At 36.3% G+C, this 11,940-nt stretch carries 10 protein-coding genes and 12 tRNA genes; all 22 read right to left on the bottom strand.

Annotated features, from left to right (window positions below; genetic code table 11):
- Positions 1-3: 3 nt before the first annotated feature.
- The 22 genes from KIK00_RS19325 to KIK00_RS19220 all read right to left on the bottom strand — a co-directional run bounded on the left by KIK00_RS19325 (position 4) and on the right by KIK00_RS19220 (position 11,933).
- Complete coding sequence (locus KIK00_RS19325) at positions 4-567, bottom strand: DinB family protein (RefSeq protein WP_255813908.1); 564 nt, start codon at positions 565-567, stop codon at positions 4-6.
- A complete protein-coding gene (locus KIK00_RS19320; RefSeq protein ID WP_255813907.1) occupies positions 567-938 on the bottom strand; it encodes a cyclic-phosphate processing receiver domain-containing protein in 372 nt (123 codons plus the stop codon). The genes KIK00_RS19325 and KIK00_RS19320 overlap by 1 nt, the downstream gene beginning before the upstream one ends.
- 87 nt (positions 939-1,025) lie before the next feature.
- On the bottom strand, positions 1,026-1,511 hold the full coding sequence (locus tag KIK00_RS19315; RefSeq protein WP_255813906.1) for a ribonuclease H-like YkuK family protein: 486 nt from the start codon (positions 1,509-1,511) through the stop codon (positions 1,026-1,028).
- A 110-nt stretch (positions 1,512-1,621) separates the two neighbouring features.
- A tRNA-Trp gene (locus tag KIK00_RS19310) sits at positions 1,622-1,692 on the bottom strand.
- Positions 1,693-1,868: 176 nt separating this feature from the next.
- Positions 1,869-1,941, bottom strand: a tRNA-Phe gene (locus KIK00_RS19305).
- A gap of 78 nt (positions 1,942-2,019) precedes the next feature.
- Positions 2,020-2,095, bottom strand: a tRNA-Leu gene (locus KIK00_RS19300).
- A gap of 340 nt (positions 2,096-2,435) precedes the next feature.
- Positions 2,436-2,507: transfer RNA gene (locus KIK00_RS19295), tRNA-Glu, on the bottom strand.
- A gap of 82 nt (positions 2,508-2,589) precedes the next feature.
- Positions 2,590-2,673: transfer RNA gene (locus tag KIK00_RS19290), tRNA-Tyr, on the bottom strand.
- Positions 2,674-2,858: 185 nt separating this feature from the next.
- Positions 2,859-2,940: transfer RNA gene (locus KIK00_RS19285), tRNA-Cys, on the bottom strand.
- 219 nt (positions 2,941-3,159) lie between these two features.
- Positions 3,160-3,233, bottom strand: a tRNA-Ile gene (locus KIK00_RS19280).
- A gap of 83 nt (positions 3,234-3,316) precedes the next feature.
- Positions 3,317-3,388 (bottom strand) — tRNA-Pro (locus KIK00_RS19275).
- A 69-nt stretch (positions 3,389-3,457) separates the two neighbouring features.
- Positions 3,458-3,531, bottom strand: a tRNA-Arg gene (locus KIK00_RS19270).
- A 3-nt stretch (positions 3,532-3,534) separates the two neighbouring features.
- Positions 3,535-3,611, bottom strand: a tRNA-Lys gene (locus tag KIK00_RS19265).
- Between the two features lie 44 nt (positions 3,612-3,655).
- Positions 3,656-3,729, bottom strand: a tRNA-Ile gene (locus tag KIK00_RS19260).
- An 8-nt stretch (positions 3,730-3,737) separates the two neighbouring features.
- A tRNA-His gene (locus KIK00_RS19255) sits at positions 3,738-3,805 on the bottom strand.
- A 574-nt stretch (positions 3,806-4,379) separates the two neighbouring features.
- Entirely contained in the window at positions 4,380-4,508 is a 129-nt protein-coding gene (locus tag KIK00_RS19250) for a penicillin-binding protein (protein ID WP_255813905.1), read from the bottom strand.
- A 231-nt stretch (positions 4,509-4,739) separates the two neighbouring features.
- Entirely contained in the window at positions 4,740-5,000 is a 261-nt protein-coding gene (locus KIK00_RS19245; protein WP_255813904.1) for a hypothetical protein, read from the bottom strand.
- A 12-nt stretch (positions 5,001-5,012) separates the two neighbouring features.
- Complete coding sequence (locus KIK00_RS19240; RefSeq protein ID WP_255813903.1) at positions 5,013-6,035, bottom strand: soluble NSF attachment family protein; 1,023 nt, start codon at positions 6,033-6,035, stop codon at positions 5,013-5,015.
- Positions 6,028-7,725, bottom strand: a complete 1,698-nt coding sequence (locus KIK00_RS19235) for an APC family permease (RefSeq protein WP_255813902.1) — start codon at positions 7,723-7,725, stop codon at positions 6,028-6,030. Before KIK00_RS19235 ends, KIK00_RS19240 begins: the two co-directional genes overlap by 8 nt.
- Positions 7,715-10,093 carry a hypothetical protein gene (locus KIK00_RS19230; protein WP_255813901.1) on the bottom strand — a complete coding sequence of 793 codons (2,379 nt, stop codon included), beginning with the start codon at positions 10,091-10,093 and terminating at the stop codon, positions 7,715-7,717. Before KIK00_RS19230 ends, KIK00_RS19235 begins: the two co-directional genes overlap by 11 nt.
- Complete coding sequence (locus tag KIK00_RS19225; protein ID WP_255813900.1) at positions 10,084-10,827, bottom strand: hypothetical protein; 744 nt, start codon at positions 10,825-10,827, stop codon at positions 10,084-10,086. The genes KIK00_RS19230 and KIK00_RS19225 overlap by 10 nt, the downstream gene beginning before the upstream one ends.
- Positions 10,800-11,933: an AAA family ATPase gene (locus KIK00_RS19220; RefSeq protein ID WP_255813899.1), complete on the bottom strand. Its 1,134-nt coding sequence runs from the start codon at positions 11,931-11,933 to the stop codon at positions 10,800-10,802. The genes KIK00_RS19225 and KIK00_RS19220 overlap by 28 nt, the downstream gene beginning before the upstream one ends.
- Between the last annotated feature and the right edge of the window lie 7 nt (positions 11,934-11,940).

Raw genomic sequence — 11,940 nt, 5'->3', positions numbered from 1 at the left:
GTTTTAGTTTTTAATCATTTCTGATTCGTTTTTCTTCATCTGGGTAATATGCCTTTGAGCATGGAGTGAAAGAAAATAAATATATTCATATACATTAATTTTCCCCAGTTCATTCACCGTCATTGTTGTTTTATACAAGAAACCCTCGCCATTCTTCATTACTTCCAGATATTGTAAACACTGAAGATATTGTTGGGTAATCCGGTTTCTGATTTCATCCAGATTTCCTTCTCCTTTTGGTTCCATATGTTCCGGTCGTATCCATTCAAAAGCGCCATGCTCACCTACCTTGTCAAAGCTTTCCTTATTGAATCTGTAGTTTTTCATTTCAGATTCCAGATCAAGATGTAAAGAATTCTTCATTGCTTTTTTTGAGCCCTTTTCAATAAGGATCAGCAGATAAAAATTCGTAAGATAAATGTGCTCTAAAATCTGCTGAATTGTCCAGCCTCCGTTTGAAGGTTGATAATTCAACGTTTCTTTATCTTTATTGAACCATCCGTCCACCTCATCAAATGTGAGTTTCAGATGTACTTTTATATCTTGGATATATCTAAAAATGTCCATTACAGTTTTTTAAAGTTTTTTAAAAGGCTAAGAATATTTTCCTTTCCTACAGGATTCATAGAGTTACAGTAGAATTTTGGAAGGTCCAAGTAGTTGTCCATACAATATTCTATCAGCCATTTGGCGCAGTCGTATCCTGTTCTTTCAACATATTCCTGGGAATCCTTTTTGAAATAATGCTCATCGGCAAGATCATGGTCAAAAGAAATCATTTCCGGAAGTCCTTTTCCCAAAATTCTGTTAACAAACTGTTCGTAATTCCGAACGATATGCCAATCGCTTCTGAGGAAAATATCCTGTTTTGTATAATGATAAGCCTCTATTGGGTATCTTATATCATCCAGAAACAGTAATCTTTTTGTTTTTTCCATGACTTTTTTTGATTAGAAGCTGAACACTGAAAGTTTATACTGTAGTGTCAAAAACTTCCAGCTTCCAGCATCTGACTTCATATCTTTTTACACCATCATATCAGCACAGTTGGAACTTGCGAAAGCGAAAGGTTTTGCTTTAAACACATATCCCATTCCCAGAATGTATCCCATTGCATCTTTTAATGCAACATTAGATTTAAAATCCGGATCGGTATTAATGTCTGCGTGTACCTCCATTTCCACACCATAAGTATCCAACACAGAGCAGATAGCGTATGCAATTTCAACGGATTTGTTAACCTCATTAAGCATTCGCTCCTTGATACTGATACTCTGTATTTCTCTTTCTTTTCTGATAAAGGTAAACGCTCCTTTTCCCTCACGAATAAATACTACTGCCGTAGCATAGCTGATGGCATCTCCGTATACATGAGAGTCTGATCCCACACATACTTTCAGACGGTGTCCGTTGGCCTGTTCGCGGATGATGGCTTCTTCTACCAGCTGTGTGATAGAGTTTTGGAAAAATTTTCCGTTCATATTCTGCCATGTTTGTTGTTGCGTTTCCATTTTTTCTACATGTTTTAAATTTTGTTTTAAATTAATTTGTGAATTGTGAATCATCAATTTTTTTAAATTCATTTCCGAAGCAAAATTCACTATTGACTATTCATCTTTTGCACTCCGAACCGGACTCGAACCGATACCATCAGTTTTGGAGACTGAGATGCTCTCATTACACTATCAGAGTAAATACTGTTAATTCATTAGGACTCGAACCTAAACTACAAGAATCAAAATCTTGTGTGCTGCCTATTACACTATGAATCAAGGTTTAAATTAATGAGTAATTGGTAATGATAATGCCAGAAATTAATCAGGTATCAATGATTACTCATTGTTTATTACTTATCATTCATGTTTCTGTGGAACAGACAGGAATTGAACCTGTACCTTTAGTTTTTCAGACTAACGTGCAGACCTTCTACACCACTCTTCCGGATTTTATAAGTAATGGGTAATTAGTAATTTTCACACTGCAGCATTACTTATTGCTCATTGCTTATCATTTATATTTTGGTACGGGAAGAGGGATTCGAACCCCCAAAAGCTTGATCCTAAATCAAGAGTGTCTGCCATTCCACCATTCCCGCAGTTTTTTTATGAGTAATAGGTAATATGAAAATCTATGGCTATCACTCATTATTCATCTCATATCATTTCTAGGTTTGAGAAAGCTCTGTCTTATTATAAACTATGCCTGCTAGTGTTTGTAAAGATCTTCTGCGCTTGACAAACCTTTCTCATTTCCTAATGTATTTTGTTTTTAAAAAAAGTAAAAGGCTGTCTATTTTTATTGACTAAAGATCTTCTGCTCTTGACAGACCTTTTCTCTTTTCTTCATTTTTTGTGTGAATGGTAACTGGCCAATTTTTTTAAAAAATCTGAACTTTCATGGTATTATATCAATATTGACCAGCTATTCACATCCAGTACTCTATAAGGGAATCGAACCCATATTTTCTGCTCGAAAGGCAGCCGTCCTCACCATTAGACGAATAGAGCTTTTAACCCACTGATCAGGAATCGAACCTAAACAACAAGAGTACATTTCCTGCATGCTGCCATTACATTACCAGTGGTTGGGTGGAAGTAGTAGGATTCGAACCTACTCAGCTATGAAGCAACAGATTTACAGTCTGCCCCGACTCTCCAACTTCGGCGTACTTCCGGATTTTTATGAGCAATAAGTAATTCCTCATTTCCTCTTAAAAAGAAAAGGTCTGTCTTTATATTGAATGTTTAACTAAAGATCTTCTGCGCTCGACAGCCTTTTTCTTTTATTAATAAAGGATATTTCTTAAGAGTGATGATATTTCATCTGCATTCCTGCTTCTACTCTCATTCTCTTTTTTGAGATGGCTATGGGATTCAAACCCACTCAGTTTACACAACGGTTTTGCAGACCGCCCCGACTCTTCCACTTCGGCGAACCATCAGATTAAAAAAATAAAGTCTGTCTAAAATTGTTTGATATAAGAACTTCTGCGCTTGACAAACTTTATTTTTACCTAAAAATTTATAAATGATATTCTTAACTTTTAATTAATCCGGAGAGAAGAAAAGCCTGTCTGTATTTTTCGTGTTTGGCGTAAAGATCTTCTGCTCTCGACAAACTTTTACTTTTTCTCCTGAAACAATTAACAATTAGTTACTGTAATTTCGGAAGGACTCGAACCTTCAACCTTCGGTGTATCAGACCGATACTCTAACCACTTGAGCTACGAAATCATTTGTATTCCATAAGGGGATCGAACCCTTGTCGTTCGGTAGAAAGCCGAATGCACTCACCTCTATGCTAATGGAACAAATTGTCTGGAAAGCAAGATTCGAACTTGCGACCTCCCGCGTCCAAGACGGGTAAACAACCACCGTTATCTTTCCAGCTTTGGGGTTCACTTCTATTTCTTTTCCGGGAGACAGCCGGATTGGAAATTTTCCATGAACCTTTTTTGTGATTCCGAGAGGACTCGAACCTCTAACCCTGGGTTTAGAAAACCCATACTCTATCCAGTTGAGCTACGGAACCGCTTGGTAATCCCAGAAAGATTTGAACTTTCAACCCCCGGTTTAAAAGACCGGTGCTCTGACCATTTGAGCTATGAGATTGTCTTTTAGTTTGTGAATCGCCAATGATCAATTCACATTTTTTGTAATCCCAGAAGGAATCGAACCTTCAACCTTCGACGTATCAGGTCGATGCTCTAACCATTTGAGCCATGGGATTTTATATTTTGGGTATCTCCGGGAATCGAACCCTGTTCTCCGGTTCCACACACCGATGCTTTACCAAATAAGCTAAAGAAACCATAAAAAAGCGCCTCTTTTCGGGAGGCGCTTTATATTTTTAAACGTAAGAGATCATTAGCTGACCCACGTATATAAGCACCTTTCATCCACAATTTCACTATCAAGAATACACAGAACTCCTGCCGGCTCATGTCCGAATAGTCTTGAGTATTGATTGAATATGTTGTGTAACTGTTTCATTTTATTTTTGTTTGTTTCTAAATTATTTTTAATTGAATCCTGAAAACCTGTTGCTTTCAATTTTCGGTTGCAAAGTAAATATGAATTTTTGGAATCCGCAAATAAATTTTCAAATTAAATTATTGATAATCAATTACTTATGCTTTGTTTTTAGAATAGAGAATTTCTGTCCGCAATATTTTGCAGATATCTTAATTACCTAAATGACTGTCTCTCACCGGGTTGCTTATCACTCTATTTTATCGTATTAAAGTTTCATTGTTTATTAAAAATTTTTCATGTTTATAGTTATTTTTTTTCATTCTAAATAATTTCTGACCTAAAAAACAAAAAACGCCTCGAAAAATCGAGGCGTTTCTGTTGTATTTTGATTAAATTTTTACAAGTTTACAGTAAATAATTTCCAAAGTCAGCACATTTCGCCTCATTCCATATCACCTCATCATATCCGAATAACCCTTTTGTAGAAGGACTTTCGCATAGTTCTGCATTGATATGTGCTCTTTGTATTGTCATAATTTTCTGGGGCAAAGATAAATCTTTTTTGTTATTATTTTATAATTGTCACAAGGAAGGGGAATAAAAATGGCATGCTATCATGGCTTTTTACAGGTGAATCTTATTTTTTAAAACGCAAAGTTTTTTGTTCTTATAACTGATTATTCTAAGAAAGCTAAGAGGGATCAATTAAAAATTGATTTGATGAAGCTGTCTGCTAAATTTTATCATGCAAAATTTTCTATTCCCTTAATTAATGTTGTTCATTTCTTCATCCAGTTTTTCAAGTTGTTTGAACAAATCTCCCTGATAATCATAAAGACTTTTATGTTCTGAAGTTGCTATAACAAAGACTTCTTTAGCTTCCATTAACGAAAATGCAGGAAATTTCTCCTTAATTTCTTTTACTGCATACAATGGTGGTTTGCCTTTTGATATCATTTCCTGTACAATTTCAAATGGATTTTTATTATCATATTTAAAATAAAGATATTTTGCTGTATTGTCCATTTTATTTTTTCTTTAATTTCTAAACATTTTATTCCTTCCCGTTTTAAATCTCGAAATATCTTTAAGAATCACTTCATCATTGGGATTAAAAAATTTCAGCTCATTGACAATTTCGGAGCGGGTGGCTACTTTTTCGGCAATGATTTCGTAGGCAATATTTCTTGTGACGGCATGTAATTTCGGATCTTTTTTAAATTCATATTTCAGAGCCTCCAGATAAGTGATCTTTTTGTGAGCCGGAGTTTTCTGATATAAATGCTGTATTTCAGATTCCAGTTTTTTAATGTCAAAGATATTGGCGAAGTAGTTATTCAAACAATTGAAAGCATCTCTGTCTTCTTCCCATCCTTTCAGCAGTACTTTTTGTGCCTCTTCAGCTTTTTCCATTTTTTTACGGTATACAAGGGAAGCTTTCACCATCTGATTATTGATTGTATAGTCATCTGCAACTATTTGATAGTAATGGTGGGCATTTTTAAGATCATTGATTTCTTTATAGAGATCTCCTACTTTTTCTTTCTGCTCCATTTCTTTATAGAGATCAATGGCTTTTTTGTATTGTTTTGCTTTTTCATAGCAGGTTGCTGCATCGGATTTATTGTTCAGTTTTTTAAGATAGACTACGGCTGCTTCATTGTAGAACCCTCCATTTTCAAGTGTTTTTGCACCTCTGTAATTATCCTGCAACAGGTTCATATAAACTCTGGCTGCTTTTTTATAATCGTTTTCAGCAATATATTTTTCGGCTAGTTCTTCATATTTGCTTCGGATTCTGTCAAAAAGTGAATTTTCCAGATAGAAACTGCTGCTTCCACTGCCTTTTCTTCCTGCTGAATTTCTGTTGTTCTGTTCTTTATCTTTTAAAGAAGTAATCACGAGAAGAATGATAAACGCCACAACTAAGAAAATAACCAATGTTCCGACTACACTCCAAAAGCTTTCATGAAATAACTGGGCTACGATTCCGATAACCTTAAATAGGGCAAGCAGTACAAATGCCGCCATAAATTTGTCTATAAATTTCTGTTTATTCATCATCATCGGATTTTAAAATGGTTTTATCTTCTCTGAACAAGCGATAAAGGAGCAGCATCACACAAATCACCAGAACCCATACAAACCAGTTATAGCCAAACATCTTTACCAACGGATAAAATAAGTACACCAGCATCACCACAAGGATTCCTATTAAAATAAATTTCACCCAGACAGGCACATTATCACCACCAAGGTTTAATGATTTATTTTTAAATAAAAACAAATACAATCCCACCCCTGCAATCATCAGCATAACCATATACATAACATCTGAAACGGGGGCTTTTTTCTCTAATGGAGATCCTTCCGGACCTATTCCTTTGACCTTGGATTTGTCAATTGAAGCAGAAGAAGGATCTACGATATCCAATGTACCATAAAGTTTTCCCAAGGAATCAGCCATCAAAGCCTTCCTCTTTTTCAGAAGATATTTTACAACATCACCATTCACTGGCTTTTCTTTGGTGTATTGTTTTAAGGAATCTGAAATTTTACGTTTCAGTTTTTCTGTATTTTGTTCAAGGTGCTTTGTAATTTTTTTGGTATAAATGGTTTTGAGAGAATCTCTGCTCTGTTTTTCTTTATTAACAAGCTTTCCGATATCGCTTCCTATTTCACTTACATCTCTTCCACCAGCTTTTTTGTAATTTTCTTTGTCTTTTTTTGTTTTGGATTCTATGATTCCGGCATGAATAAGCTCTTTAGATAATCCTGTTCTCTGCTGGTGATACATTGAATCAATCTTAAGATCAATTTCTGAAGTTCCGGACTGGAAAGCAATCATATCAGAAGGTGCTTTTACAGCATTGTCTGCAATTTTTCCTGAAGAGGCAGTATTTTCTTCCTGTTCAGAATTATTTTTTTCTGAAGGTAATACAATCTTTAGGACTATAGCCGCAATAATTACCGCCCAGAATATTCTGCGAAAGTTTCTTGTTCCTGCACTTTCGGTTTTCCCTCCGGAACCTCCGCCAAATAATCCTTCCAGCCAGGTAAATTTGCCAAAGCCGTCACCTCTGGAAGTTCCCATCACATCAAGTGAAACTCCTAATTCTACTGCCCGTTCAGGATATTTTTCAATATATTCTAAATACTTTTCTATTTCTTTTTTATTCCCGTCCATTACTTTTTTAAGATCAAACGGCAGGTTATTTATCCATTCTTCTTCGGTTTGCTTTGGCTGTAATGCTTCCATCACTTTTTCATCATCTATTTCAACTGTATAGCTTTCAATTTTTTGAGGAATTGAAACTCCATTCAGTGGTTTTCTGATGCTTTCATTTATAATACCGGGCTGTTGAATTAATGAAATCCAGTCGATTTCTTCAGATAGTTTTACCAGTCCGAATTCAGGATGTATCACCAGAAAACGGGAATCAAGCTGTGTCCAATCTTCCGGATTTATTTTGGGATAGAAAGTAGTATTTTCAGGAATAAAAAGTCTGTTATCTACACACTGGAAGTAAGAATTCCTACCTATTTCCTGCGGAATATCATCAGTAAAAACAAGGAAACAACCGTACAGCACATTGGGACTGTTGGCCGGAATTGCATAAGATCTTATTTGGCTTAAATTAATTCCAAGCATTTCCATTTCCTGAAGCCATATCATAGGTGAGGAGCCTCTAATTAAAAGCCCTTTTTTGGGATAGTTATTTTTCGGGAAAGGTTTTATTCTAAGCTCCATAATCCAAAATCTGTTCTATAAACGGTTTTAAAAACCTGTCGCACATATCATCCATTGTTCTTACTTTCAACAGAGCATGTTCCGGAAGATAATACTCTGATCCTCCAAATTCAGTATAGGTTGCCAAAGAGAGAAATCCATGAGTTGTGGAAGGAATGAAAAACTCTTCAATGCTCTTGTTACTGCTCCGGAAAGTCAGCATTCCCCGTGAATCTGTAATGATTTCACTTCCGTCAGGAAATGTAAATTTATTTTTGTTCTGCTCAGCAAAAATTTTAATATCATATTTATTTTTGGAAAAATCAAGCGTGTTTTCTGAAGAACTGTACAGTTCATGTCCGGAAATAACCAGATTTTCATATTGATTGATTCCTATTTTGTTGAAATTATTGATAATCTTCAATCCGCTTCCCTTCAGTTTATCAACTTCCGCTTCGGCTTTTATATTATTTTTTTCAAATTCTTTATCTTTTCCGGTAATAGGTTCCACAGAGATATTTCCATCTCTGTTTATTTTATAGTGGGTAGAATTGTCTGGGTGATGCAGGTAAAAACTCCGCCCAAAATAAATCAGTTTGTAGGACTCCGGAATATTCATCCCTATAAGATTCTGCTCTGAATATTCTCTGGTATTAAGATTAAGCTTTGATATTAATTTTTGATCAGACTGATACTGACACAGAATAAAGTGCTGCTGTTTGTTTTTTGCAAGAGCAAACTGTCCTTTTGGTTTTATGGAAATATTATCAAATAAAACTTCACAGCCATGATGTGTTTTATAATAATCGTAGGAATGTTTGTCATAATAGTTATCAGAAAGGTAAGTCTTCAATAGCTGCTTTTTCGAACTCAGAATGAAAAATTCTCCTTCATATAAAAACTTAGCGATCTTATTAACAGGTGTTGGAAATAAAATCGGATAATTTTGTGGAAGATCTGTTTTCTTTCCGTTGAAGTTTTGAACAGATTGTTTTTGCTGTGGCGGATTGGCCCATAGCTCCTGCAATGGAAGTTTTATTTTCTGAATATGCTTTCTGGCTCCTTTGTGATGTTTGTAAAAATTAATTTCACCATCTGAAGTGGTGGTCACCAAAAACTTCAGTTGATCTCTGTTCTGATGTACAACCCTCTGAATTTTTTCATCATCCATATTGTCCTGATGGGTAATGAAGAAAACTTCAATATCCTTTTCTGAATGATGTTCATTAAAAAACTTTTCCAGGGCTTCTGACACTTCCAAAACCGGACTTACCTGATTAAGGTTTTCCACCACTTCTTCCACTTTGTTAAGCGCAATCGGAACACCTGCCTGTCCTAAAGCAAAGACTTTACATTCAGAATGGGCTTTCGGATGTTTGATAACGGCTATTGCTGAGGCAAAAGCCAATACTTTTGGGGTTCCCCAGTTTCTAAGAGAAGTATCAATCAGAATAATTCTTTCAAAAATATTTTCTTCAGGCGGAATTTCTCTTTGGATGTAAAGCGCCTCATTATTAGCAACACGATTCATGAAGACATCATCTTCATTCGCAAATTCGGAAAGAAGCATCCTATGAAAATCGCCTTTGTTGGTCATATCAGAAATTCCTCCAATGGGTTGTTCTCCGGGAGAAAGGTGGCGCATCGGAATTTTCAGACCGCTCCATATTCTTTTGATGAGACTTCCAACCTGAAATGTCTTTGGTTCTTCAATTAATTCTTTGATGAAATCTTTATCAGTATCCGCCGTTGTTTCTTCTTCTACGACCTCATCATCGAGTTCAGGCTCATTAACCAGCCCCTTCACAGCATCAATGATTGATTGTACTGTAGGAAACTTTTCGTTCAGATCTAAAGCGCTTAAATCTTTGTTTAAAACAAATGGAGCAGCATCCTGTTTTTCTGCACTTGAAGCCAGCTCATGCGGCCGCTTATAATAGATTCTTATATTAGCTTCAGAGTTCAATGAAGATATTCTATTGTGGCTATTGTTGAATAAGGTCTGCAGCAGTACAATTCTGTTCTGTTTTTGCTTGTAAACTTTGGGAAGTGCTTTTATTTTTTCAAGGAATTCAATTTGTTTTTCCACATTAAATTCAAAATCTTCTCCACTATAAAACTCTGCTGTACGTCTCAATGGGCCGGCAAAATCAATATAGCCGTCCTGCGTGGCATACAAAACCATAAGCAATGCCCCGAAAGGAGGCCATCCCTGCGACTGAAGTTCTTTAAGAATCTCCATTACATAAGGTCTGTAAGCAATCGCTCCCACTCCCGGAACCGAGAGGAGATTATTATCATGATAACCACAATCTCCGGGAACATCTTCATCTGTTTTCCATTCCCAGAAATAATTTTCATAGGACTGGAAATAGAACTTTAATTCCATTCTCTTGATTTTTCTGTAAGACGGAATGAACTTACGGACAATGGGCGGAAATCTGTTTCTTTTATTAAAAGGTAATTTCCATTTTCATCCCAAAGCAACCATTCTTCCGGTTCTTTATTATATTTCTGCTGTAACAGGGTACTTACATTTTTAAATTCAAAATCCAGACCGGCAGGCAGTAGATGTCTGTCTTTAGTCCAATAAGTTTTCCCAGGAAAGCTTAACAGAGGAACTCCTATAAACAGAGCTTTATCTCCCAGCAAAGTCCATTTTATTTTTTCTAGTTTAAACTTGGGTAATGCTGCAATACTTTCTTTAATATCAGCAATATTGCTTAGTAAAGCGATTACGGGCTGCTCTTCATTACTTTCTTTTAATCTTACCCTAACCTGTTCCTGAATTCCAAAATAATTTTGATTGGAAGGAGGAAAGCTAAGTTGTAAAGCCTTGTCTATAGGTATCCAAAGCAATGCTGTCCTCATTTTTTTACTCGGAACCAAAGCTTCTTTCCTGAATAAAAGACCATCCCTAAGTTCATACAGGATAAAGTCCGGTAACTGTTGTATTTCCGGAGCTGCTGCCTGGTCTTCGGTAAAGCCTTTCAGCCAGATTGTGTCATCATCCACAGCAATCTGAACGTTTTTCCAGTCTCTGATGGAGCCCAGAAAGTCTTCATCAGCACGTGGAAGTTCTGCCCAGAATTCTTTTAAACGCTTTGAAGGATCTTCTGCCATAAGTTTTCAATTTCTTGCTGGATGTACTGCTTCTGCTCAGGATTTCTAATCCAGTCGCAGCGGGTCTGCAGGTATCTCAGTTTATCTTTAATCACATTCTGTTCTTCAAAGCTCAGCATCCCGCTATTCCATTTTTCCACAAGAATTGTCACATCTTTCATGACTTCTTCGGGATTGGGTGTTTTGTTGTGCATCGCCTGTGGATGGGAATCCGGATGATCATCTTTCTCTATCGTCCTGTTGATAATCCCTTCCAGAATTTCAATCTGTTCTTCTGTATCCCAGATATGCTTCAGTACCCAAAGATCGGAAAGTACGGCTTCTTTTCTTCCGCAGATCAAGGCACTTGCTGCAATCAGGTTCTGAAGTTTCACTGCTCTACGGTCTGAAATAGCAATTCCCGTATTCCGAAGGCTCATAATGGTATTCAGATAGACTTCATATATGGGTTTAAGGTCAATTGTTCTACATAGGTTCTGAAGCTGCCTGATTTCATCAGCATGGATTTCCGGAATTTCCTTTTCTTCATCATTCTCGAGTTTTCTTCCGGCTAAAAGTACCTGCTGCAATAGTTCAGGTTTTACGTAATCTACATTTATTCTCACAAGAAAACGGTCAAATAATGCGTTCAAAGCTTCATCTTCGGGAAGAACGTTACTTGCTCCTACGAACATCAATGCAGGTAAATGCTTTGTTTCTTTTCCTCTTTTAAAAATCTTCTCGTTAAGTGCCATTAGAAGTGAGTTCAGAATTGCCGAGTTGGCGTTGAAAATTTCATCCAGGAAAACCATGGAAGCTTCAGGCATCATTCCTTCTGTATTGGTCAGAAGTTCGCCATCTTTCAGTTTTCTGATATCAAAAGGTCCGAAAATTTCGTTCGGTTCTGTAAAGCGGGTTAATAAATATTCAAAGTTTTTTCCATCTTTTACGGTTTTTGCCAACGTTCTGACAATCGCCGATTTTGCAGTCCCCGGAGGACCGTACAAAAAAGCATTTTCTCTTGCCAAAAGGCAGATTCCCAACAGATCTACGACATCATTTTTACCTACAAAGGTTTCTTTTACGTAGGTAAGTACTGTATTGAGTTGATTGATATTCTGATTCATTGATTTA

Source organism: Chryseobacterium sp. MA9 (assembly GCF_024399315.1).
Taxonomy (GTDB): Bacteria; Bacteroidota; Bacteroidia; order Flavobacteriales; family Weeksellaceae; genus Chryseobacterium.
This window is presented reverse-complemented; position numbering and strand designations above follow the sequence as displayed.